The organism is Candidatus Aramenus sp. CH1, assembly GCA_022678445.1.
In the GTDB taxonomy this organism is placed as follows: domain Archaea; phylum Thermoproteota; class Thermoprotei_A; order Sulfolobales; family Sulfolobaceae; genus Aramenus.
Window position 1 is genome coordinate 1 of the sequence record JALBWU010000001.1, and the last position, 22227, is coordinate 22227.

Annotated in this window: 30 protein-coding genes; 13 read left to right on the top strand and 17 right to left on the bottom strand. The window is 50.9% G+C overall.

Annotated elements, in window-relative coordinates; genetic code table 11:
* The first annotated feature begins 201 nt into the window (after positions 1 to 201).
* From MPF33_00005 to MPF33_00015, 3 genes are read left to right on the top strand one after another with little or no spacing between them, the layout of a single operon-like run.
* Positions 202 to 354: a transposase gene (locus MPF33_00005; GenBank protein ID MCI2413626.1), complete on the top strand. Its 153-nt coding sequence runs from the start codon at positions 202 to 204 to the stop codon at positions 352 to 354.
* Positions 354 to 653 carry a transposase gene (locus MPF33_00010; protein MCI2413627.1) on the top strand — a complete coding sequence of 100 codons (300 nt, stop codon included), beginning with the start codon at positions 354 to 356 and terminating at the stop codon, positions 651 to 653. The genes MPF33_00005 and MPF33_00010 overlap by 1 nt, the downstream gene beginning before the upstream one ends.
* Positions 626 to 913 (top strand): transposase, encoded by a 288-nt coding sequence (locus MPF33_00015; protein ID MCI2413628.1) that lies wholly within the window; start codon positions 626 to 628, stop codon positions 911 to 913. The genes MPF33_00010 and MPF33_00015 overlap by 28 nt, the downstream gene beginning before the upstream one ends.
* Positions 914 to 962: 49 nt before the next feature.
* Here the strand turns inward: MPF33_00015 and MPF33_00020 are convergent, their stop codons facing one another.
* Positions 963 to 1967 (bottom strand): pyridoxal-phosphate dependent enzyme, encoded by a 1005-nt coding sequence (locus MPF33_00020; protein ID MCI2413629.1) that lies wholly within the window; start codon positions 1965 to 1967, stop codon positions 963 to 965.
* A gap of 27 nt (positions 1968 to 1994) precedes the next feature.
* On the opposite strand from MPF33_00020, the gene MPF33_00025 reads away from it, so the two are divergent.
* Positions 1995 to 3977 (top strand): acetate--CoA ligase family protein, encoded by a 1983-nt coding sequence (locus MPF33_00025; protein MCI2413630.1) that lies wholly within the window; start codon positions 1995 to 1997, stop codon positions 3975 to 3977.
* 250 nt (positions 3978 to 4227) lie between these two features.
* Here the strand turns inward: MPF33_00025 and MPF33_00030 are convergent, their stop codons facing one another.
* The 3 genes from MPF33_00030 to MPF33_00040 are packed head-to-tail and all read right to left on the bottom strand — an operon-like array spanning position 4228 to position 5947.
* Positions 4228 to 4488 carry a hypothetical protein gene (locus MPF33_00030; protein ID MCI2413631.1) on the bottom strand — a complete coding sequence of 87 codons (261 nt, stop codon included), beginning with the start codon at positions 4486 to 4488 and terminating at the stop codon, positions 4228 to 4230.
* 49 nt (positions 4489 to 4537) lie between these two features.
* Complete coding sequence (priX, locus tag MPF33_00035; protein MCI2413632.1) at positions 4538 to 4996, bottom strand: DNA primase noncatalytic subunit PriX; 459 nt, start codon at positions 4994 to 4996, stop codon at positions 4538 to 4540.
* A 3-nt stretch (positions 4997 to 4999) separates the two neighbouring features.
* Positions 5000 to 5947, bottom strand: coding sequence for a TIGR00269 family protein (locus MPF33_00040; GenBank protein ID MCI2413633.1), 948 nt, complete (start codon positions 5945 to 5947; stop codon positions 5000 to 5002).
* Positions 5948 to 5984: 37 nt separating this feature from the next.
* On the opposite strand from MPF33_00040, the gene MPF33_00045 reads away from it, so the two are divergent.
* The 3 genes from MPF33_00045 to MPF33_00055 are packed head-to-tail and all read left to right on the top strand — an operon-like array spanning position 5985 to position 8136.
* A complete protein-coding gene (locus MPF33_00045) occupies positions 5985 to 6656 on the top strand; it encodes a hypothetical protein (GenBank protein MCI2413634.1) in 672 nt (223 codons plus the stop codon).
* Between the two features lie 25 nt (positions 6657 to 6681).
* Complete coding sequence (locus tag MPF33_00050) at positions 6682 to 7716, top strand: DEAD/DEAH box helicase (GenBank protein MCI2413635.1); 1035 nt, start codon at positions 6682 to 6684, stop codon at positions 7714 to 7716.
* A gap of 36 nt (positions 7717 to 7752) precedes the next feature.
* Positions 7753 to 8136, top strand: coding sequence for a MarR family transcriptional regulator (locus tag MPF33_00055; GenBank protein MCI2413636.1), 384 nt, complete (start codon positions 7753 to 7755; stop codon positions 8134 to 8136).
* Positions 8137 to 8180: 44 nt separating this feature from the next.
* On the opposite strand, the gene MPF33_00060 is transcribed toward MPF33_00055, so the two are convergent.
* A complete protein-coding gene (locus MPF33_00060; GenBank protein ID MCI2413637.1) occupies positions 8181 to 9722 on the bottom strand; it encodes a sodium:solute symporter in 1542 nt (513 codons plus the stop codon).
* A gap of 10 nt (positions 9723 to 9732) precedes the next feature.
* The gene (locus MPF33_00065; GenBank protein MCI2413638.1) at positions 9733 to 9945 is read right to left on the bottom strand and encodes a DUF3311 domain-containing protein; all 213 of its coding nucleotides are present in this window, start codon (positions 9943 to 9945) and stop codon (positions 9733 to 9735) included.
* 224 nt (positions 9946 to 10169) lie between these two features.
* Between MPF33_00065 and MPF33_00070 the strand changes: the two genes are divergently transcribed.
* Both MPF33_00070 and MPF33_00075 read left to right on the top strand, forming a co-directional pair.
* Complete coding sequence (locus MPF33_00070) at positions 10170 to 10760, top strand: hypothetical protein (GenBank protein ID MCI2413639.1); 591 nt, start codon at positions 10170 to 10172, stop codon at positions 10758 to 10760.
* 65 nt (positions 10761 to 10825) lie between these two features.
* The gene (locus tag MPF33_00075) at positions 10826 to 11605 is read left to right on the top strand and encodes a DUF929 domain-containing protein (protein ID MCI2413640.1); all 780 of its coding nucleotides are present in this window, start codon (positions 10826 to 10828) and stop codon (positions 11603 to 11605) included.
* Here the strand turns inward: MPF33_00075 and MPF33_00080 are convergent.
* The 3 genes from MPF33_00080 to MPF33_00090 are packed head-to-tail and all read right to left on the bottom strand — an operon-like array spanning position 11589 to position 14787.
* Complete coding sequence (locus MPF33_00080; protein MCI2413641.1) at positions 11589 to 12605, bottom strand: hypothetical protein; 1017 nt, start codon at positions 12603 to 12605, stop codon at positions 11589 to 11591. The two genes, MPF33_00075 and MPF33_00080, sit on opposite strands and share 17 nt — an antisense overlap.
* Before the next feature lie 31 nt (positions 12606 to 12636).
* Positions 12637 to 13197 carry a DUF1404 domain-containing protein gene (locus tag MPF33_00085; GenBank protein MCI2413642.1) on the bottom strand — a complete coding sequence of 187 codons (561 nt, stop codon included), beginning with the start codon at positions 13195 to 13197 and terminating at the stop codon, positions 12637 to 12639.
* Positions 13198 to 13227: 30 nt separating this feature from the next.
* On the bottom strand, positions 13228 to 14787 hold the full coding sequence (locus tag MPF33_00090) for an APC family permease (GenBank protein ID MCI2413643.1): 1560 nt from the start codon (positions 14785 to 14787) through the stop codon (positions 13228 to 13230).
* Between the two features lie 186 nt (positions 14788 to 14973).
* On the opposite strand from MPF33_00090, the gene MPF33_00095 reads away from it, so the two are divergent.
* Positions 14974 to 15159 carry a DNA-binding protein gene (locus MPF33_00095; GenBank protein ID MCI2413644.1) on the top strand — a complete coding sequence of 62 codons (186 nt, stop codon included), beginning with the start codon at positions 14974 to 14976 and terminating at the stop codon, positions 15157 to 15159.
* A gap of 132 nt (positions 15160 to 15291) precedes the next feature.
* Here MPF33_00095 and MPF33_00100 read toward each other — a convergent pair whose 3' ends face one another.
* Positions 15292 to 15807, bottom strand: a complete 516-nt coding sequence (locus MPF33_00100; GenBank protein MCI2413645.1) for a DUF1286 domain-containing protein — start codon at positions 15805 to 15807, stop codon at positions 15292 to 15294.
* A 276-nt stretch (positions 15808 to 16083) separates the two neighbouring features.
* On the opposite strand from MPF33_00100, the gene MPF33_00105 reads away from it, so the two are divergent.
* Entirely contained in the window at positions 16084 to 16524 is a 441-nt protein-coding gene (locus tag MPF33_00105) for an EVE domain-containing protein (protein ID MCI2413646.1), read from the top strand.
* Here the strand turns inward: MPF33_00105 and MPF33_00110 are convergent.
* From MPF33_00110 to MPF33_00130, 5 genes are read right to left on the bottom strand one after another with little or no spacing between them, the layout of a single operon-like run.
* Complete coding sequence (locus tag MPF33_00110; protein MCI2413647.1) at positions 16519 to 16749, bottom strand: hypothetical protein; 231 nt, start codon at positions 16747 to 16749, stop codon at positions 16519 to 16521. The genes MPF33_00105 and MPF33_00110 overlap by 6 nt on opposite strands.
* Entirely contained in the window at positions 16746 to 17468 is a 723-nt protein-coding gene (locus tag MPF33_00115; GenBank protein MCI2413648.1) for a lipoate--protein ligase family protein, read from the bottom strand. The genes MPF33_00110 and MPF33_00115 overlap by 4 nt, the downstream gene beginning before the upstream one ends.
* Positions 17452 to 18309, bottom strand: a complete 858-nt coding sequence (locus tag MPF33_00120) for a radical SAM protein (protein ID MCI2413649.1) — start codon at positions 18307 to 18309, stop codon at positions 17452 to 17454. Before MPF33_00120 ends, MPF33_00115 begins: the two co-directional genes overlap by 17 nt.
* Positions 18306 to 19109, bottom strand: coding sequence for a radical SAM protein (locus MPF33_00125; GenBank protein MCI2413650.1), 804 nt, complete (start codon positions 19107 to 19109; stop codon positions 18306 to 18308). The genes MPF33_00120 and MPF33_00125 overlap by 4 nt, the downstream gene beginning before the upstream one ends.
* Positions 19110 to 19130: 21 nt before the next feature.
* Positions 19131 to 20126, bottom strand: coding sequence for an FAD-dependent oxidoreductase (locus tag MPF33_00130; protein MCI2413651.1), 996 nt, complete (start codon positions 20124 to 20126; stop codon positions 19131 to 19133).
* Between the two features lie 168 nt (positions 20127 to 20294).
* On the opposite strand from MPF33_00130, the gene MPF33_00135 reads away from it, so the two are divergent.
* Positions 20295 to 20612 (top strand): hypothetical protein, encoded by a 318-nt coding sequence (locus MPF33_00135; protein MCI2413652.1) that lies wholly within the window; start codon positions 20295 to 20297, stop codon positions 20610 to 20612.
* On the opposite strand, the gene MPF33_00140 is transcribed toward MPF33_00135, so the two are convergent.
* Positions 20601 to 20870: a hypothetical protein gene (locus MPF33_00140; protein MCI2413653.1), complete on the bottom strand. Its 270-nt coding sequence runs from the start codon at positions 20868 to 20870 to the stop codon at positions 20601 to 20603. The two genes, MPF33_00135 and MPF33_00140, sit on opposite strands and share 12 nt — an antisense overlap.
* Positions 20871 to 20995: 125 nt before the next feature.
* On the opposite strand from MPF33_00140, the gene MPF33_00145 reads away from it, so the two are divergent.
* Positions 20996 to 21898, top strand: coding sequence for a glycosyltransferase (locus MPF33_00145; GenBank protein ID MCI2413654.1), 903 nt, complete (start codon positions 20996 to 20998; stop codon positions 21896 to 21898).
* Here the strand turns inward: MPF33_00145 and MPF33_00150 are convergent.
* Positions 21878 to 22207 (bottom strand): hypothetical protein, encoded by a 330-nt coding sequence (locus tag MPF33_00150; GenBank protein MCI2413655.1) that lies wholly within the window; start codon positions 22205 to 22207, stop codon positions 21878 to 21880. The genes MPF33_00145 and MPF33_00150 overlap by 21 nt on opposite strands.
* Between the last annotated feature and the right edge of the window lie 20 nt (positions 22208 to 22227).

Below are 22227 nucleotides of genomic sequence, written 5' to 3' on the forward strand. Positions count from 1 at the left end.
TAGTAGTTAGGCAAGATCGCTACGAAGTTGACGAGGAAAAACGCGTCATCTTTCTGAAGGATTGGGAAATGAAGATGCCCTTTGAAGGTTAAGGTGGTTTGGCGCACAAGGTAGACTGGAGATTCGCGTGATGGGCAACAACTTTTACGCTTGTATTCCAGTCGACGTTGGCAGAACCACCGCAAAGAAAAGCGTAAGCCGATGAAGGACTCTCTCGTCGTCCACGGTTTGAGGAGAGAGATTCAAGTTGAAAAGCCTAAGGGCGACAGGATTGCGTCAATTGACCTTGGCGTAAACGCGTTGGCTACTGTCGTTGTTGAGAACGTACTGTTCTCTTTTATAGGGGTTCCGTAGTGAAGAGCAATTACTTTTACTTTGAGAAAAAGATCGCCGAACTAGACAAGTTGAAGAGTGAGACAGAAAAGGTTCAAGAACAAGAAGCTGTGGAAGAGGTGTTGAGGGAAAGGGAAAGAATTTTCTCGAGGCTTTACCGTAGGCTTCTTCATTACTACAGAACTTTAGCATCTCACTTGGCTAAGTCCTTATGGGATCTTGGAGTCTCCACAGTTTACTTGGGCTGTCCTTACTTCATTCCTAGGATAAGGGTAACAAGCTCACTTCAAATTTGGTCTTTTCGCAAGTTGGCGCATTAGCGAACAAACTCCACGAGTACGGCATAAAGACGTACCTAGTGATTGAGTACAATACCTCGCGTTTCTGCGCTTACCATAACGCAAATGTAACGAGAAGGCCTAGGGGAGTCGTAAACTGTCCTCTTGGCCATAAGCTTCACAGCGAGGTTAACGGAGCGTTAAACATTGTGAAACTAGGAGTTAAGAAGATTGTTAACGCGTTGAAGAAGCCTTTTTCCTTTCTCTTCACATCACGGAGTATCTCCCTTAAAGGGGAGTAACGCCTTAGACCTCAGCGGAACCCTCGCAGGGCGAGGAGTGGGTCAGATCCTAGAGTACCTTTAGCCCAGATCCGGTTAGCACTAGCACGCTGTCCTTCCCCATGTCCTTCATGTAGGCAGCTAGCGTCGTCGCGGAGCTGTACTCCACCAATACCCCTCTCCTCGCCAACTCCTTCCACGCTGAGGCTATCTCGTCCTCCGTTACAACTACGCAGTCGCCGTACTTCCTCACCACCTCCTCCATCTCCCTCAAGAGGAAAGGATTTGTGGAGACCAAGGCGTCGGCTAGCGATGTCACTTCCTTTGGTGGTACGTAGTTAAGCCCCTTGACCTTAGCGCATAGAGGCATCACCTGCTCGGTCTGGACTGCTACTAGCTTGGGTACTTCCCTCATAACGCCGCTCTCTACCATGTGCTTGAACCCCTCGTACACCCCTAGGAGCAGAGTCCCTGCTGAAGTGGGCAGGTAGACGGTCTTTACGGAGCCTAAGTCCCTAGCTATTTCGTAGGCCAGAGACCTAATCCCGTCCCTAAACTGAGGCTGGAGCACGTGGGACGCGTAATAGTGGCTAGAGGTCTCGGCAGCCCTCGCCACGTCCTCCCTAGTACCCTCGATCCTTACCACTTTTGCCCCGTAGCTTTCTATTTGCTTCAGCTTCCCCGCCTTGGCGTTCTTGGGCACGTAGATGTTCACTTCCATCCCCGCGGCAGCTCCGTAAGCTGCAATTGACGCCCCAGCGTTGCCAGAGGAGTCCTCAGAGATGCTCTTTACGCCTTTCTGCTTTAAGTAGGAGATCAAGGTGACGGAGCCCCTATCCTTATACGACCCAGTGGGGTTCAAGAAGTCCATCTTCAACGCTATATCTCCCCACCTTATGGTGGGAGTGTTGAACTCCCCAAGCGTTACCCACTCCTTAATGTATGGGAAGTTCCTTCTCAAGTCACTGGAGAAGGGGAACTCCACCTCCACCTTGAAGGGCCCGCCGCACCTCTTACACCTCACCTCGAGCCCTTCCCTTTCCTTTCCACACCTCATGCACACCTCTCTAAACATTTTAACCACAGTTCTCTACTTATCACTATGAGTTTAAACTACTTATTTAGACCTTCCTCAATAGCTGTAGTTGGCGCTTCAAGGAACAGGGAGAAGATAGGGAACATAATTACAAGGAACCTTCTTGCCTCCTTCAGGGGAAAGATCTACCCGGTGAACAACAAGGCCGAGAAGGTCGAGAACCTCCAAGCGTATAAGTCCCTAAAGGAGATTCCAGGGGACGTTGACCTCGCCATAATCTCGGTGCCTAGGGACTACGTAGTCCAAGTTATGGAGGACGCAGTGGAGAAACAGGTGAAGGCAGCAATTGTGATCACCGCGGGTTTCAAGGAGGTTGGAGAGGAGGGGGCAAAACTAGAAGAACAGCTCGTCTCCATTGCGAAGAAGGGAGGGATAAGGTTCCTCGGCCCCAACACTATGGGCATTATTTCCCCTGACTACAATGGCACCTTTGCCTACGCCAACATAACGAGGGGGAACATAGCCCTCGTAGTGCAGAGCGGAGGAGTAGGGGCTTACATGCTTGACTGGGCCCAGAGGACTAGAACTGGAATAAGCTTCCTTGTAAGCATGGGTAATCAAGCTGACGTGAAGGAGTACGAGGTCATAGAGTACCTCTCCAGGGATCCGGAGACTAGGGCGATATTCGTCTACTTGGAGGGGGTATCAGATGGGGAGAAGTTCCTTGACGTATTGCCTGAGGCTACTCAGAGGAAACCAGTGATCTTCATCAAGGGTGGAGCGACGTCAAAGGGAGCAGAGGCTGTGAAGACTCACACTGGAAGCCTCGCTGGGTCGTATGAGGTATTTAGAGCTGCTATTAGAACTGTTGGGGGAATATTTGTCGAGGACCTTGGAGACTTCCTGAACTTGAGCAGGCTGGTGACATCCTCAGAGCCAATAAACGAGGACGTCTTAGTCATTACAAACTCCGGTGGCCACGGAGTCCTCACTTCAGACGCAATAGTGAGGAACAATTTGAGCATGGTTGAGCTTCCAGAGAGGATTAAGGACGAGCTTAGGAAAGTCCTGCCTCCCACAAGCCTTCCGAAGAACCCGCTTGACCTGTCAGGGGACGCCGGGAGAGACAGGTACATGGAGGCGTTAAAGATAGTCCAAGACCTAGACTGCACAAAGCTCGTCATAGTGCAGTCGCTTCCAGTGGTGAGCGACAGCGAGGTAGCAAAGGTGCTCTTGAACTTCAAGGGGAAAGGCATAGTCGCAGTGACCATGGGGGTGGACGAAGATTCGGCAATGAGGATACTGGAGTCTGCCTCCATCCCTGCCTTCAACATGCCGGAGAACGCAATTAAGGCGATAAGGTACTACACGACCAAGCCCATTGTCAGGAAGAAGATAAGAGTAGCTCAGCCAATAAACTCCGCCCTTGAACTAGTGAAGGGCAAGCAGTACCTAAGGGACTACGAGGCGCTGCAGCTAATGGAGATCTACGGAATAAGAACGCCAAAGTGGGGAATTGCCCAGAGTGAGGAAGAGGCGCAGAGGATAGCAGACAACATAGGCTATCCCGTCGTAATGAAGATCTCCGCAGACACTCCAGTACATAAGACGGAAATGAAGGGAGTGGTGATGAACGTGGAGAAAGAGCAGGCAAAGCAGGTGTACAAGGAGCTCTCCAAGATCACGAAGAGGGTCTTGATCCAAGAGCAACTGACAGGGCTCGAAGTGTTCGTTGGAGGAATTAAGGATCCTGTATTCGGCCACTCGGTAGTAGTGGGAAGCGGTGGGATCTACGTTGAGGTGCTCAAAAACGTAGGACATGCCATAGCCCCCGTCTACGAAGACGAGGCCCTCGAGATACTGAAGGAGAGCAAGGTTCACGACATGTTAACTGCCAGAAAGAGGAACTACGACGAGGGGTCCCTAATAAGGACTATAGTGTCTGTGTCAAGGCTAATAGTAGACTTAAACGTGAAAGAGATGGACATAAATCCCTTGATAGTAAACGAGAGAGGGGCATTTGCCGTAGACGTCAGAATAGTTTTCTGAGGAGTTTTTCGCAAGTGAACATTTTTAGGAACGTTATAAGGCCTTCCCTCTGTTCTATCAATTTCGTCGATATGTTCTGAACGTCCCTCCAAGTACTGGCTGGACGGTCACGGAGGAGGGCACTGCAAAAATTACCTTAAGAAAATTGACCTACTCTAACTGCCCCCAGTTCGCACGCTCTAAAGCTCATGGACTTTCAACAAGTTGCACTGATACAAAGTTGACCACAGCATTCTATTGACGCGTCCCCTTAGAGGGCTAGCCTTCCAAACTTCGTCCTAAGGAAAATCCCCACCACTAGGAAGAACACGGCAAACCCCAATATTACAGGAACAACTGGCCTCCAAGGAGCGAAGTTATCCAAGTACTCCGCCAAGATGACTGTCATCACGAAGAAGATACCTAGCGACCCTACCAAGAGTACCCACGTGGAAGCCCTATACGGCTTGCTGTCCTCTTGAATTTCCTTCTCCTGTACAGTCTCCTTCTTCTCTTGGTTTATCTCGGACATAAAACCAGATATATCTTTTGGTCCTTTTAAGATTTTTCCAAAACAAGTTTTAACCATTTTTTAATACTTTGTTTATTTCCTCGAAAAGCTCTTTGTCCCTCTCCTGGAGAGCCCTCAGGGAAGGCGGGTAGAGCCTCTTCTCCTTCACTCCTCTTACCACTGACCTCAACCACGCGTCGTACACCTTCCCAGTCCCGTTTTTGTAGTAGAACTCCTTCATCTTTTCAATGACAGTGTCCTCGTCGTACTTCTTTACGTTTACCAAGTACCGCGACGCTACGTAGAGGATGAACCTCTTCCTCCCGTCCTGGAGCCCCCTCTCCAAGACCTTCTCTATCCAGCTGTAGTCCTTTGTGGCCACCTTTGGTGGGAATACCCCAGTCACTTGGAACAGGAACTCCCCCTTCTCGTTATAAACCTTTGAGAACACTCCGTCGTACTCCACATACCCTCCAGGGGAATCGTCAGGATACTCGAGGATAAACCTTACCTTTTTGACCTTCTCCACTACTTAAATCCCTGGACTAGGAAGGGTATTAAGCTTTATCCTCAACGAACAGAACGAGCATATCTCCCTGTCCTTATTTGTAGGCCTCCCGCAGATCTTGCACCTCCCCAAGGTCTCCTTCGGGACGTCCTCTATGCGGGGCCTTATCTTCTCCTCGAAGTTTCTCACTAGGCTTGCCATGAAGCCTGGAACCTTGTCCTCCAGCTCCTCCAGGGTCCTCCTGATCGCGTCTGAGCTAGCTCCTCCCACCCTGAACGTGTGGGGACAGGAGTCGTAGAGGAACGGAATCCCCTTAAGCAGGGCGTACGTCATTACCTCCTTTTCAGGGGTGAGGAACAGGGGCTTTACCTTCTTTACGTAACCGTTCTCAGCTGGGGACACGGGCCTTAGCCTAGCCAAGCTGAGGACGTCACCGTTGAAGTACCCCGTTATCACGTACTGAGCTACGTCGTTCAAGTTGTGGCCAGTTGCTAGAGTGTCAGCTCCCTCCTCCTCTGCCACGACCTCTAGTACGTACCTTTTAGTCAACCCACAAGTGCTGCACACTGGCCTCCTTATCTTTACCTTGGCTTCATCTATGGTAAAGCCGTACTCTTCCTTGAGCCTCACCACCTTGTACTTCACGCCCAAGGCCTCGTAATTCTTCACGGCGAACTCCGTGCTCGACTGCGAATACTTCTTCCCCATGTCTATGCCTAGGTCTATGGTAATGCCTACGAGCTCGAAGCCCTCCTCTTGGGAGAGAGCGTGGAGCAAGTGGAGGAGGGTTGTGCTGTCCTTACCGCCGGACACTGCTACTGCTACCTTCTTGCTCCCCTCGAACATCTTGTAGTCCTTCACGACCTTTTTAAACCTCCTCTCTAACCACTCGATAAAGTGTTCCCTGCATAAGTAGAGCCCTGCGTACGGTATCTTTATTACTGCAGTGTTATCGCACTTTGTACATTTCACAGTAAAGATATATATAGCGAACAATAAAGACTTTTTTATGCAAATTTTAGCGGAGCTTCACCCTAAGGCTAACAGGGAGAAACTGCTCAGGGAACTGGACGTGATGTCCTCCTTTGACGGCTACGACATACCGGACTCTCCCCTAGGCCTACCCTCAGTGTTGCCTTCAACGGTGGCCGTGCTGATAAGGGAGAGGCTAGGAGAGGGGAAGAGACTCATCGTCAACCAGAGGCTCTACGACGTAAACGAGCTCTTTGTGTACTCCTTGAGCTACTCCGCAAAGGCTTTCAACTTCGAGATAGCCTACACGAAGGGCGACAAGCCAAAGGTGGGAAGGGAGATTGGCTACTTGTCATCAGAAGAGGGAGTCAACATATCCAAGTCCTTGGGCGTTAGGGCTGGGATGATGCTCAGCTTGAGGAAGAGCAGAGAGGAAGTGATGGCTAGGCTGGAGTCCAATGCCGACTTCTTCTTGGGCCTCTACTTCTCAGGGGTCGACGCGTTGAAGGGGCTAAAGAGGAACGTCATACCCTACCTAATAGTGATGACGGAGAAGAACAAGGACTTCCTCTCTTCCTTGACCCAGCCTACCTTTAAGGAGGAGGACGTCCCCTCCGTCCTCTCCTCGCTGGAGAGCTACGTTGACGCCGTCCTCTTGTCCTCCCCTGGAGACCTGGACTTCTTCCGGAGGTTCTCCAGGAAAGCTTAATATCCAGCGAAGAGAGTTCCGTGGCATGTTTGAAAATTTAAGCGAAGAATTGAAGAGAGCTTTGAGGGAAGTAGGTTACGAGAGGCCTACAAAGGTACAGGAAGTTGCCATACCTCCTTTCCTTTCAGGGGAGAGCGTGGTAGTCCAAGCCAAAACGGGCTCCGGGAAGACCGCCTCGTTCATGATTCCTATCTTGGAGAGGGGGGAGAGGGCGTTAGTCCTTACCCCTACCAGGGAGCTCGCCTCTCAAGTTCTCGCGGAAGGCAAGAGGCTCGGAAAGTACAAGGGTAAGACCTTTGGCCTCATCATAGGTGGTGTAGGTTACGAAAGGCAGGAGAGGGAAGCCAACAGCGACATAGTGGTCGGCACTCCAGGGAGAATCCTCGACCTCTGGGGCAAGGGAGTCCTAGACCTGAACTTCCCCGTTGCTGTAGTTGACGAGGTCGACAGGATGTTCGACATGGGCTTCCAGGACGACGTGAGGATGATACTTTCCCACACTCACGCGAGGCTGTTCGGCTTCTTCTCGGCAACTGTGCCGAGGGAAGTGGAGGAACTGGCCTACCAGTTCGCCCCTAATGCCAAGCTGTTGAAGGTAGACGAGTACAAGCCGGTGGAGATAGAGCACAAGTTCCTCCTTGTAAGGGGTTGGATGGATAAGGTGGAGAAGACCAAAGAGCTAATAGAGGGAAAAGCCATCGTGTTCGTTAACACGAAGGCAAAAGTAGAGGAAGTGGCAGAGGAGCTCGCTGACGAGTTCAAGGTTTCCTACATCCACGGCGACCTACCGCAGTCTGCGAGAAACAGGAACTTGACGAAGTTCAGGAGGAACGAGGCAGAGGTACTTGTAGCTACTGACGTAGTCGCTAGGGGGATTGACGTGATTGACGTGGACGAGGTGGTAAACTTCGATACCCCAAGGGACGTCGAGACCTACATACACAGGGTAGGAAGGGCAGGGAGAATGGGAAGAAAGGGGCTAGCGGTGACGCTCTACACGAGGAAGGAGGAACAGCTCGTTAGGAGGATTAGGACCCTCGTCACCCCTCAACTAACGTAATCAAAGCTTTTTATGTGGTTTTCCGAGCTTTCTATTATGATAAGGGACTCCATACTTGCGTTACTATACGGCAGGGGAGAGATGTCAAAGGAGGAAATAGCACAAGTCCTTAGGCAGGATGTCGACGAGGTAGAGGTTAACTTGAAGGGCCTAGAAAGGGAAGGGCTAGTGACGGAGAAGGAGAAAGGGATCATCTTCAAGAAGAAGGTATATGCGCTTACCCCGACTGGACTTGAGGAGGCCAAGAAGGCTAAACAAGACTTAGAGGAAAAGGCCAACATGCTCGTCCAAGCAATCCAGAACGGAGACTACGATACGTTACAGGAGTACTCCGACGACTTGTACTTGCTCGTCGCGCTGTCGCTAGTGGACGCAATACTGTTACAGGACTTAGCGTTTTTAGATCTCTTCTGGATGTAAAAAAGGAGTTTTTAACTTTGAGGAAGGGGAAAAAGAGGAGAAAGTTAAGAGACCTTTTGTATTACTACCTCTAGTTCCTGCTTGCTTATGACGCTCTTAGGCCTCCAGCCTAAAGCATAGGCAATGGCAGAGCCTATCAACGTTATCGCCAAGTTAACGCCAAGGGCTATCAACGCCATGTATAGGAATTGTCCGAATAGCGGGTACAGCGACGTAGTGAATGCGGTCTGGTGCAGTTGGACGAAGTTCCTGTAGTAGGCTATCCCAACACCAGTTATTATTCCTCCTGCCCACCCAGCTAAGGTGGACTTAGGCTCCAGCTTTTCGGTAAACAACGCCAGGAACACTGCGGGGAGAGTCTGGGAGATTATTATTCCGCCGAGCAACTGAAGCTGTATAGCGTAAGACGCGGGGACCACAAACACGAAGCCCAACGCCAAGAACTTGAACACAGCTGACATCCACTTGGCCAGCTTTGTCTCTGTCTGTGGTGACATGTTTGGGTTTATCTCCTTTACCACGTTCCTTGCGAAGAGGTTCGCACTAGCTATGGCCATTATTGCGGCTGGCACTAGCCCTCCAATGAATATGGCTGACATGGCAATACCTATGAACCAGTCTGGCATCGTGTAGGATATTAGCGCTGGAACAGCGAGGGCAGCGTTACCCGTGTGTTTTATCAATGACAGAGCCCCTGGGACGCCGTAGACCAGAATGCCGAAGAGCGCTATCAACGCCAGTCCAATGCCGTATACGGGAAGGAGGGACGTGCTGTACTTCAGCTTCTGCTTGTCGTTGGAGCTGAGGCTACCGTTTATTGCGTGGGGGTAGAGGTAGAGGGCGAATGCGCTACCTAAAGCAAGGGAGAAGTAGGCAGTGTATAGGGATGGAGGTAGGGTCTCAAATATCTTCTTGGTGTTCTGGGCAACGGTAAACGCGTGGGAGAATCCTCCTATCTGGAGGGGTACTGCGATGATAACGGTGATCACGGTCAACCACACTAAGACGTCCTTGAAAATCCCTGTCATCGCGGCTCCCCTGAGACCGCTAGTAAAGGTGAAGGCCGCGAGAACGATGAAAGCCAGTACAAGGGACAGCTCCGTAACTACTTTGCTACTCAATCCCAGTCCCAACAGCAGTATCTCTAGTACTGCCTCCATTCCGACGATCTGAAGGGCGATGTAAGGTAGTTCAGCCACGATCCCAGTGAGAGCTACCGCCATGGCTAAGCTCTTGCTGTTGAACCTGTCCTTCACGAAGTCTGCAGCTGTGACGTAGTGCCTGTTCCTCGAGACCGTCCAGAGCCTCGGCATTGTGAGCAGGGCAACGAAGAACCCCCACGCTACATAGGGCACAGCGAAGAAGTATAGCGAGCCCGAACCGAAGACTCCTGCTGGTACGGCAATGAACGTGTACGCCGTGAACAGGTCGGCTCCCAATAAGAACCACACTAGGATAGTACCTAGTCTCCTCCCGCCTAGGCTCCACTCCTCTATTTGCCTTAGATCCCCCTTTCTGAACCTAGCTCCGTAGAAGCCCAGAAAAGCGAAGACGGCGAAGAGGATTATGAAGACAACCAACGACATATAGTCTATGTTACCTACTGCCACTCCCCTTCACCTCCCCGTTCTTTGCAACTGACGCTCCTACCATTAGCACCGTCGATATTACCAGCATCAGTATCTGGTACCAGTAGAAGAACGATAGTCCGAAAAGCTCTGGCTGTACCTTATTGAACACCGAGAACACGGAGTACAAGATTATATCTATTAGGAAGGTTATTCCTACAGCTAGGTAATACACATTCATGGCAATCACAGTTAGTGTTAAAATTCTTATAATCCTTTTTTAATAAGATAATACACTTTTTACTAAACATTTCTATTCATGATTTAACCTTTCAACTATAAATTAATTTTTTCAAGATAAGTACTTACTTTCTTAAGAAGTATTTGTCAACGGTTCCCCGTTTATCTGTTTATTTCCTATGAAGAGAGATTAATAAAATTAATCGGGACAACGCTAACAACACTGTGGAGCTTAGAGTAGAGAAGCCCGAGGAGGTACTTGTGCCCCCTCTCCCCGAATTCTCTTACGTCTGCAACAACGAGATAACAGAGGCAAAGTGTAAGGGAGTTTGCATATTCAGGGATTCGGACTTCCTCAGTTTCACGTCGTCAGAAGTAGTTTCAACAATGAGCTTACAGGGGATAGTGAGGTCCAAGACCAGGGGAAGGAAGCTGGAGAGGTGGAGCAACTACCTTGAAAAGTACAAGGTGGCTCTAGATGGACAGGAGTTCTCGCTCTCGCTAAAGCTCAACTTGGTCATAACGGTGTACGTAGATGGCTACGAGGTAAACGGAGTCTCGGGAGATGTTGTGGTAAAGGAGTACCGCCTAGTGTCCACTAAGAAGAGGGAGGACTCAATGGTCGACCTACTCTCCCTCAAGCCCACACTCATTACCTTAAGGAGGCACTCCGACTACTGGGACTTGATCACTGCATATAAGGTGACTTACGTGGACAAGGGGGTCTTAAAGGAGCTACAGAAGTTGCTGGGGATAAAGAGGATGGAGTGCCAGACCCTGGAGGTGCTCCAGGGAGTAAAGGTCTGCTACTTGTAGACTTTTGTTATAAAATAGTCATAATTGTGATAAGACTTAAAAATACAGGAACGGAAAAGTATGCAATGGCTGCCAAGAAAAGGAAGGAGAAGAAGGAAAGCAAGCTGATCTACGTCCCCTTCGTCCTGTTGGCCGTTTTCATTGCATTGTTTTTCTCCTTGCCCTACCTCCACCACTCGAGTGGCAGCTCTGCTGCAGCACAAGACTCCTTTGGCACGCTTATAAAGGTCTCCAATCAAGGGTACTCCAACAGCACACACGTGTACTTTATAAGCTGGTACGGTTGCCCGTTTGGGGCCACACTTTCCTGGCCTCTCTACTTGGCGTTGAGCCACTACGGGCACTTAGATGTTTCTACCCACTACTCCCTCACGGAGGGGGACATAGGCGTCCCGGTGCCTGGGCTGATCTTTAACAAGTTTGTGCCCAACTCTACTGTCCAGTTCACCTACCTCTACATATACAACCAGTACTTGAACGCCACCCCCTCTGGCCAGCCAATCCCCAAGTCCCAGTTAGTCCAAGTGGGCCTCCAGGAGATAAACTCCAGCCTGCCCTCGTGGATCGGCGCCTTGGTCTACCAGTGGGAGATTGAGAATCCAAACTTCGGCTTCTCCCAGCCTATAGCCTTACTTGATGGACATATACCTACCACGCTGATAATAACCGGGCCAAATGGCACTTGGCTGATGGTTGGTTACCCCTACATGCTAACTCCTCAAGAGCTTTTGCAGGCAAACTCCTCCTCCACTTCGCTCTACCAGCAGATCGAGAGCGGTAACGTGCCGCCGCAAATAGCACAAGCAGAAAATTATATCCTCCAAGTTATCAGCGAAGCTCAATGACCTTAACGAACTCCTTGTCTACAGCTACCTTCCCTTGGATGCCTAAGAAGTTGTCGTTAGCTATGGGGTGCATTTTCTTGTCGGAGAGGACCACTAGGACGTTTACAACTTTTTTAGCTTCCTCCACTAGTTCCCTCACCTTCTCTAAGTTTAGCACTATGGGAATAACCGACAAGTCGTAGAACCTTCCATCCTTAATGGCTTCCGCGTACTCGGAGTTCGAGTTCCACACGTCCAGTATCTTCCCGCCAACGTTTATAGACTTAGGCGTCATGAAAACTTGCACTACTCCAACTTCCCCGTCCACCTTGTCTGTTCGGTACTTTCCCACTTCCTGGTCGATTATCTCGAACAGCCTCTCCATGTAATACTTTCCCAAGAGTGGGTCGTAGTCGTTCTCCTTATCGTACTTGGCGTGGAACGTTTGGCTTGCCCACATATACGCCTCCACTATCTCCTCCTTCCTCTCCACTACGGGGTCGACGAACTTGACGCTCTTTGCCTTGTTCAGCACAGAGTTGCCGTTAGCCAAGTAACCTGCCAGGGCTGGGGTCAAGAGGACGACGTCCCTGTCCTTGACCCAGTCAGCCACTTCTCCGACCTTGAACTCGCCTTCTGGAAGGGACGCTAGGGGGTTGGCCCCTATTCCGAAGTCCATCCCCTCCTCTGGGTTCACATATGAGTAGAAAGTGAAGCGGAAGTGTTCTATCTCCTTGGCGTTGGGATACCACTCCCTGAACTTCTTCATGGCCTCCTCCCTCCTCAGCCTCAGCTCCGTCAGAATAGTCTCGTACGCCTGTCTGGTGTCCTTGAACTTACCGTCAAGTTCAGAGAAGGGGACAAAGAATGGTTCGCCTATCTTAGGGGTCAAGTAATTAAAACCGTAGGCCTTTGCTACGTCAGGTATTGAGGAGTCGATGAGGGTCTTTATGGCCTTCCTCATCGCCTCTGGCAAGTGGTTTACGTGATGTATCTTCTCCTTATTTTTAAATAACGACATGTGATCTCTATTCTGTCTGACGTTATAAAATTTATATGTGAAATATTGACTTCACCAAGTTAACGACCACGTACACGAATACTGCGGTCATTATGCCGAACATCACTAGGCCCGTGACAGGCTCTTGGGAAACCGGGAAGGGAGAAAAGCGGTAGGCCTCTTCTGAGTAGGCTGGAATCCCGACGATGAGCACTACCGAGAGAACGCTGTCCGCGCTCATCCAGAGAACAAATAGCAGGATCTTTATCACGTTGCTTAGCTTGTATATCGTCATTCCTGCTGAGACTCCAGCTAGGAAGAGAGTCAAGTCGTTTGCCACCCTCCAAGGTAGGTAGGCCCCAGCGAGGGCGAAGAAAAGGGGGACGTGCCAGAATACCGGCAACGCGATCCCAGGAAGGAGAAATACCGCAGAACCCCTGATAGCCTTAATCCCTATCAAGAACCCCGCTATGTAGAGGAGGTAATGGGTGGTCATGAAGAGCCACTGCTCGTGGAACTCCGCCTCTTCCGTGAAGGGGTTCAAAGAAGCTACTAGGAAGACTAACGGCAGGGAGAGGTTCTTCCAGTTAAGTTGGTCTCTGAGGATTTCCATAAAAAAGGAAGGAGGCTTGAGGAATAAAAATCACTCTGGTGGGATCTCCTTAAACGCTAGGGATATGTCTATGCCCCTCTTCGCGTTCTGGTGCTTTGAGTACAAGTAAACCAGAGCTCCTAGGACCAGCACCCCTACTACGAATATTATCGTCACGGGGACCCCGTCCACTTCGCTGAAGAAGCCGAACACCGGGTTCACCGCTGCCTCGTAGGTCAGAAAGGCGAAGTACACAGCGGATATTCCACCAGCTACCTGCAACACCCTGAGGTTGTTCTTGACTCCGTACACTAGCCCAGCGACGCTAACAACGGCGAAGTAGAGGGCGCCCAGTATTGTGGCACCGTATAGGGAAACAGCAGCAGAGGTAGAGAACACTGGGATGGCAAGCAGGCCCAAGGTAACTATTAAGTCCAAGAGGTGAGCGTAAACAGGGGAACCGTACTTGTTGACCTCGGAGAACTTCTCCGGCAAGACCCTATCGAAGGAGAGGGCGAATATGTACCTTGAGAAGACTATGACGCCGTAGGAGAGGACGTAGAAGTTCCACACTATTGCCCCAAGGCCTATGAACCACTGCAGTGCTGGGTTTGAGGCTAGAGCTATGGCGACGTCCCAGAAGTTGTAGACGAAGGTGCCGTACGCGTAGTAGTTGAAGTAGTATCCAGCAACTATGTCCATCTCTAGGAAGCCTGCAGTTACGAAGAACCCAGTGATGGCCAGAGCTATTACCAGGTTTAGCTTTGCCACCCTCTGGGCATTCTTGAACTCGGCTGAGACTGCAGGTCCCGCCTGCATCCACGGGTAAGTGTAGAGGGCAAAGATGGGTAACAACAGCAAGGTGTAGGCCCAGTTAACCTTTGGCATGAAAGCGTAGGGCACTTGGGGTACTGATATCCCCTCCGCTGAGAGGAAAGGCTCAATCTTCTGCTGGAAGGGGGAGAAGACAGCTATGATAACCATTGCTACTGCAAGGGTCACTAAGGAGAATATGCCCAGCGCGGTGACCACGTTGTAGCCCCACTTTGCCCTAAAGACATTCAAGGCTATGATGAGTCCGAAGAACGCCGCACCTATTAGGTAGAATATGGCCTTCTGGAACAAGGTCGGATTGCCGTAGGGGTTTACGAAGACGTTGCTCGCCAAGCTCAGGAGGGCAGAGGAGTGGTCAACCCCTCCTATCGTGCAGAGCACAGCGTTAACAGAGGACACAGAGAAGAATGCCACTAGCGCGAAGTAGGCTAGGCTCTCGACCATGAGGGCGAGGGCCATTGTGGCCCCTATCCCCCCGCTCAACGACCTCGATATCCACACGTAGTCTCCACCGGTCCTCGCTATCCTCCTGTTCAGCATAGTGTACAATATAAGCTGGGGGATCGCTAACACTAGGCCTATTAGCGAGGCGAGCCACAGGACTCCCCCTGGTCCACCTATAGTGGGGTTGTTCTGGGAGTTGACGTAGGGCGATATGGACTCGAAGAGAGCTACCCCAGCTGACATATTGCCTATGTTCAACATTACAGCGTCTAGGAGGTTGACTTGCTTTATTAAACCGGAACTTTCTCTTACGAAGATTGTCCTCTTTGACACAACCAAACATAATTCGGGGAGTATTTAAGATTTACGTGACTAAGTAATATCATCAGCGTAATATTCACGTGTATATTTACTTAAGCAAGTAAACGAAGATCGGTATTAATAATTATTTTATTACACAAAGTAATACTTAGAACTCGATAGTAATTTTAATTAATCCTTACGAAATGTTTAGAATTAATGGCAGCCAAAGTAAAGTTCAAGTACAAGGGAGAACAGAAGGAAGTAGAGATCTCCAAGATAAAGAAGGTCTGGAGAGTAGGGAAGATGATATCCTTCACCTATGACGACAACGGCAAGACCGGAAGGGGAGCAGTAAGCGAGAAGGACGCTCCAAAAGAGTTATTGGAGAAGCTAAAGAAGTAAAAGTCCAAGGTAAAAATTTTCTCCCCTTTCTTTTTTCCCGAGTCTTACTTCAGTGTAAGAGCCTATAACCTACCTCGCGCAAACTATTAGCATTGTACGGACTCAAAAATAATTCATCATACCCTGACGCACTCAGAGGCGTCCCAAGGCAAATCCTAAGTAAATCATAACTAACCCCACTGCTATTGCTACACCATTAGCGAAAGGGTTGCTGTATGAAAAGTGAGCCAAGGCAAACCTTCTCCATTTCCCTCCCCTCTTGACGAAGACCCCTTTCTCTGTGAACACGTCTAGGACTAGGTGGGAGGGCCCAGCTATCGCACCGTCCACCAAGCTAAGGGCTATCAACTTGAACGCGCTAGGCTCGTACTGCAGGGTATTGAAGTAGTAAATTGACGCCACTACTGGGAGAGAGGAGATTACCCCCCAGACGACGCTCCTCGGAAAAGTGTGAGTCAGTGGGGTCCTCGTTATTATGTCTCCCTTTAGCGTGTGAAGTTCTCTGTGGCCCAAGCCATCGATCAACGAGTTGGCCAGGAGTGACACTATTAAGGAAAGCGAGAGGGACAGTGTAAAGTTCCTTAAGAGGAAGGAGTCGGTCAGGATTAGAAGGCCAAGCGTGAACACATAGTGTGTTCTAAGCTTCATAAGATAGAACTTAAAATGAGGCTTATATAGCTGAGACCACGCCGTAAGTTTTTCTCAGGATAGTCAACGACCCCACGTGTAGCAGACGCTTGAGGTCGTCTTCAACCCTTAGTGACAAAATTTAACGGGTTAAAAGCCCTTCCACCACGGACTTTGCCTACACATATCCATTGCATGTCTTCACTGTTGGCCTCACGTCATTTCCCTGAATTATCCATATCAGAACAATAAATTGATACAGAGAAGTTTTATAACCTTTTCAACTTAAGAGTTTGTATGACCTACTGGCTCATCCCCATCCAGGAGGACATGTGGGACATCATACTGACCAAGGGCGTGTGGGGGTACAAGACCGACTTGAGCGATTACATAAAGAAGGGGGACAAGCTCATCATTTACGTCAGCAAGTACTACGCGAAGGTGTATGGAGGGAAGGTAGTAGGCGTGGTGAGGGTGGAGAGCGACTGGTACGTGGACGAGACCCCCGTCTTCCCAGAGGAAACTGTGAGGAACAAGGGGATATTCGTACATAGGGTCAAGGTGTTCCCTGAGGTCACCGGGGTCTGCGACCTCAAGGGGATCTTAGACAAGCTGAGGTTCGTTGAGGACCCTGCACAACTGCCCAAGTACTTGAGGAACGCCCCGGCTAACCTCAAGAGGCCCATCCCCGACGACGACGGGAAGAAGATAGAGATGTGCCTTAAGGGCGAGCTATGAGGTACACTCCTTTACCTTTTCTAGGAGCTCGTCAACGTCCACACCTATGACCTCTACCTTGGCTGGCTTTAGCTCCTTTAGGCTCCTCTCCAGGTACTCCACGTCGTTCTCGTCAGCGAAAAAGTCGCCCGTCACCTCGACCCTCTCTATCCTGCTACCCTCTAAGTACACCCTCAGCACTACTGTCTTCCCTTGTCTAGACCGGAAGGTCTTCTCGCAGATCATCTTAAGTAAGTCCACCTCTCGTTCGTGTACTTAAACTTTAGCTGTGAGCTCAGCTCTACCTCTAGCTCTGTTAGCTCCCCGTCCCTCAGCTTGAACTCGCTCGAAAACCCCTCTATTAACGCCTCCACAGCTTCCCTCCTGCTAATCTCACTGCCCAGGAGGGCGGACAAATTGCTCACCCTTCCCTCTGGAGATCCCCTTTCCTTGACCTTTGCCTCTGGGGACTTTATCACCTTCATGTAACCTAGGTAGGTAGAGAACATGAAGGTTCCGTGGACTAGAACGGCGTCCCTCTTCTTTGCCCCAGCCATTCCCACCACCTTTTTGCCCATCACTGTCACGTCGTTGATCGGGGAGAACTCGGCCTTGAGGCCTAGGAGCCCTATTGCCTTGACTAAGGCTGAGCCAATCTGCCTGTAGGCCTCCATGACGTCAACGCCCTTCATCAACACGCTCCACGTCACCTCCCCCCTCTCGTCGTGGAGCGCAGGCCCCCCTCCCGTGAACCTCCTTATTAGCGGTATCCCCAGCTTCTTCCTCTCCTCCTCGTTTACCCAGTCCCTCACTGCCAAAAACCTGCCTATGGTCAGCGTAGTTGGCGAGAAGTTCCAGAGCCTCACAGTCTCCTCCACCAAGTTGTTGCTAGCGAGGATTAACATTGCCTCGTCTAACGCCATCTGCCTCTCTCCAGGGTTGCCTCCCTCAATTATCAGCCTCATACTTGAACTCACCTAGGTACTCCTCCGGTAGGCTACAGCAACCGTCGTAGAGGGAGAGGTTGAACTCCTTGACTACCTTGTGGTGAGGGTTAGCTATCCTCTGCACTATTCCCCTCTTCACGACCTCCCTGTCCAGCTCCTCCTTGAGCTGATAGGGCCTCATGCAACCCAGGCTAGTCCTACCACCAGTTAACGCGTGGCCAAGCTCTATGAGCCTAACTGCCCTCGCGACGTCCATCGGTTTCAAGAGCCTAGAGGGGGTGCTGGGCGTAGGGATGAGCACCAGGAAGTTGACCAAGTAGGGCTTATAAGAGGCGAGGAGCCTTATCACGTCCTCCACCTCCTCGTCGGAGTCGCTGGGCAACCCCAGCATGAGGTGTGGAACAACGTACTTGGGGCCGTAGTCTATCAAGTCCTCTAACACCCTGAGGTAGTCCTCCCTAGGCCTCTTCACCCCCTTCGACTTGTAGGCTCCCGTGGAGTAGGCGAACTCATAATCCACTATGTCAACCGCGTCACTCATCTCCTCTATGGTCTCCCTGTCCAGTAGCCCAGGGTGGACGTTAAATATCACCTCCATCTCCCTCTTGGCCTTCCTCATGACGGGAAGGTACTTCTTGATGGGTAACTCCCCCCTCTCGTTGAACCCCCCGCTCACCAGGAAGCCCTTGACCCCCCTCTCGTACATCCTCGAGATCTCCTTGTAGAGCTCCTCAGGGGTGGGGGCTGGGAGCATTGAGCTTATGTACTTTGCAGAGCAGTAGAAGCAGTTCAAGGAACACGAACCTCCCGTCAAGCTGAGGACTGTGAACTTCCTGTTTATCACGAACCCCCCTATCACAGCCTCCTCGCCTCCATTAAGGGTACGTTGTAGGGCTTCTCCCTTGGGTCCTCGTTGTAGAAGGGCCTGTCGCATGAGGGACAGCCCGAAGTGAAGTAAGCCTTCTCGTTTGGAGTGGCCCCAGTTGAGAGGGCAAACCTTATCCTCTGCACCTCCCTGTACTCCTCTAGGGAGGGCCTTGGGTGATCCTCCATTGGCGTCCCCTTCACTGGGGTGAAGGCAAAGAGCGCTACCTCAGCCCCAAGGGAGAATAGCTCCTTCATTAGCTCCACGAACTCCCCCTTGTCCTCCCCTAGGCCGAAGACCAGGTGGACGTAGACCTTCCCCCTTCCAAAGACCTCCACTGCTCTCTTGACGAACTCGAGGTACCTCTCGAAGGAGTAGGGCTTCCCCACCTTCTCCCAGTTCCCCCTCGTGGTGTCCATCCCCACCCCCAAGTAGTCCACGCCTACCTCCTTCATCTCCCATAGATACCTCTCGTCCACGGGGGCGATAGTGACGGATTTCCTGATATTAACCTGCCTCAAGATGTTCAACGCCTCCTCCTCAAAGCCGTCCTTCAAGACCGTCTGGAGGCAGAAGCGCTTAAACGAGGAGAGCTTATCCTTCACGTCCTCCAGTTTCACGGGGTACCACTTCACCCTGGAAAGGTAGGCCTTGTCTGCCCTGCTGACGGAGGACTGCGTGCAAAAGGCACACCTCGCCTTACACCCCCCTGCTTGGAGGGCGTACGCAGTGTCGCTGTACTTTATCCCCTTCTTGAGGAAAAAGAAAGTACCAGCTGATACTAGCAATTCCATGACAAAAGAGTTGCGTTTAAGTTAAATTAAGCTTGCCCTCTCCACCATCTTCACTGCCCTGTACACCCCAAAGTCCTTCACGAGCCTAGCGAGGTTGCCCTTTACGAACCTGCCCATGAAGTCGCCGAAGTACTCGTCCCCGACCCTCAGTATTACGGCCAGCTGTCTGTAGGAGAACTTCTCCTCCTCCCCTAAGGCGTTCAGCATCGCCCTCTCCCCCGACTGTACCGCCACTTGTGCGGACATGGGGACAAAGGAGTTCCTCACAGTCATGCAGTCCCCTGCCCCGAAGACGTCCTCGAAGTCCACCGACCTCAAGTACTCGTCCACTAACATCCTGTTGTTGACGTTGCTCAGCCCCAACTCCCTTATTATGGAGGGCCCCCTCATGCCTGCAGTCAAGACGACTAGGTCTGCCCTTACCTTCCCAGACGACGTCTCTACGAATTCTCCCACGCTGTCCACCTTTGCGTTAAGCATTACCTCAACTCCCATGGCTTGTAGCCTACTGAGGGCGAAGTCTGAGGACTCCTGGCTCATGAAGGGCAGCAACCTCCTCTGTGCCTCAATGAGGAAGACCTTCTTGCCCATCTTCGCCAAGGCCCCTGACAGCTCCACCCCAAGCGTCCCACCCCCCAAGACTGCAACGCTCTTTGTCTTGCCTAGGGCTTCCCTTATCTTCAACGCGTCCTCCACGTTCTCCAGCTTCATTACGTTCCTTGCCTTTACCTTGCTCGTGTCCTGCTCGAAACCCAGAGAGATTATTAGCTTGTCGAATTCCACCTCCCCTTCGCTGGTAATGACCTTCTTCCTCTTAAAGTCCACTCCCCTTACCCTGGCCCTCAGGAACTTCCCAGGGAGGGGGATCAGGGCGAGGGATGGATCTCCCCTCTCTACCACGTCCACAAGCTTATGCGTTAAGGTGAAGTAGTCCTCCTTGTCTAATACGACGGCTCTGGGGTTCTTTAAGTAAGCTGAAATACCGGCAAACCCTGATCCTAAGATTACAACTTTCATAATGATGATTCATACTCTCACGGTATTAAACTAACCTTTATAGAAACTTATATCATTCAATGGGTTGAGTTTAAAAGGTGTGGATCAGCCCGCTGAAAGCCGATCACCGGCTTTCACTCCCCGAAAACTCATCACCCTTTTATGATAATACCTCTCAAGAGTTATAACATGTATTTTGATGATATAATTAACGCATCGCTCCTCAGGAGCAAGTACGAGGAGTACGAGAGGGTACTCTCCTCAAACAAGATATCGGAGATAAGGGTGGCCGTGAGGGAATTCCTCAACTTCATTAGCGACATAAAGGCCTACGTATCTGGGAACTTAAGGGCAGTAATTGAGAGGCAGGAGAGGATTGCCAAGGAACTCCTCCTCATAATAAGGATAAGGTACTTGATAATATTCGCGTACAAGGCCATAGTGAACAAGCTAGTGAAGTCCTTAGTAAACGCAATAAAGAGCTTCGTCTCAATGCTAACTGCTTAGGGATACCCTGAGTTGGTGGCTCCTGGGGAACTCGACCTCAATTATCCTTTTTACCGTTTCTTTCACTTCCTCCTTCTTGACCTTAAACACCGCGTTCCTGTAGCCGTGTTCGCTGAACTCGAACTCCTCCCCATCCCTCTTTACCTCGAACCACCTGTCCCCCTTGAAGCTCTCCACCCTCAATACCTTGCCCTCTGGGAGCTTGAGGATCTGGGAAGAGAGCAACTTGTCGGCAGACCTTATAGGTATCCACGGCATGGTTATGTTCTTCGGTGAGAAAGTTATATCTCTATCCGTGGGAGCCCCGCGACCCTAACCCGTGGCTAGCGTGTAATACCACTTTTCGTAACAAAAACATTTTTCCCCTTTTTCCCAATACCTTTATGGACGTCACTATAGCTATCCCCACTCTATGCAGGCCCTCCCTTTACGCCCTCCTAGAGAGGCTGAAGAGGTATAGGGACGCTGAGGTAATCCTGGTCTACAAGGGCGAACTGAGGACAAAGGACTACAACAAGGCAATAGAGCAAAAGGAGGGCTACTACGAGGAGGCGCTGAACATTGCCTTGAAGAATGCTTCCTCTCCCCTCCTCCTCGTCACGGACGACGACGCGGTTCCCTCCGAGCACTGGGTAGAGGACCACGTGAGGTTCCACGAGGAGAACCAGAGAGTTGGAGTCCTCACAGGGCGCGTCGTAGGGAGGAAGTGGAAGAACTACCCCAACGCCCTCTTCCAGAGGCTAAGCCGCACGATCTACATGGAGGAGTACTGCCCAAAGTTCAAGGAGTACACGGGCTTTTTGACCAAAACCGGGCTTTCAGTAGACAGAGGAGAGCACGTCGGTAATGAGAAGACACTTGCCATAGCCGGGGTGAACATGAGCGTCAAAAGGGAGGTCTACCAAGGGTTCCAGTTGCCCGAGTACTCGCTGAGGGGGAGTTACAACGAGAGCGTAATAGCTCTCCACGCCGTTAGGAAGGGGTTTGACGCCTTCTACTTCTCTGGAGGAGAGGTATTCCACGGGGGAGAGGAGTCGCTCTCGAGGTCAACAGACCCCTTGGTGGAGAGGTACTTGGCAATAGAGAAGCACACGTTCCCCTACGCAGTCTGGAGGGTGTGGGGGTTAAACGTGGCCCTCCTCGAGGAGCTGTACCATTTAGCGAGGGGGGAGGAGAGGGTCGGGATAGGCATAGCGTTAAAGGGTATTAGGGACAAGCTTGAGCCCCATAAGCTCAGGGGACTGCTCAAGGACGCAATGGAGGGACTATCCCTTTACCCTCCTTAAGTACCCCACAACCATTGAGGCTGATACGAAGGTAATGGTCACGAGGAGGGAGTACACGAAGACCTCCGCGATTACCAGTATCTTCACCACCAAGGAGATTAGCGCTAAGGAGATTGATGTAGAGGAGAGGGCAAAGGCTATTAGCGGGGCGTAGGGCACGGAGTCGACGTACTTCCTCCCCCCAGACCTCAACAAGTAAAACAGGGAGCCCAAGACGCCCAGTAAGGCAGAGTCAACCACGTACCCCGTCAGCAGGTAACCTAAGGAGAAAAGCGTGGCAAAAATTATTACAACTGGCGCCCATTTCATGAAAGTTCTCTTGTCACACT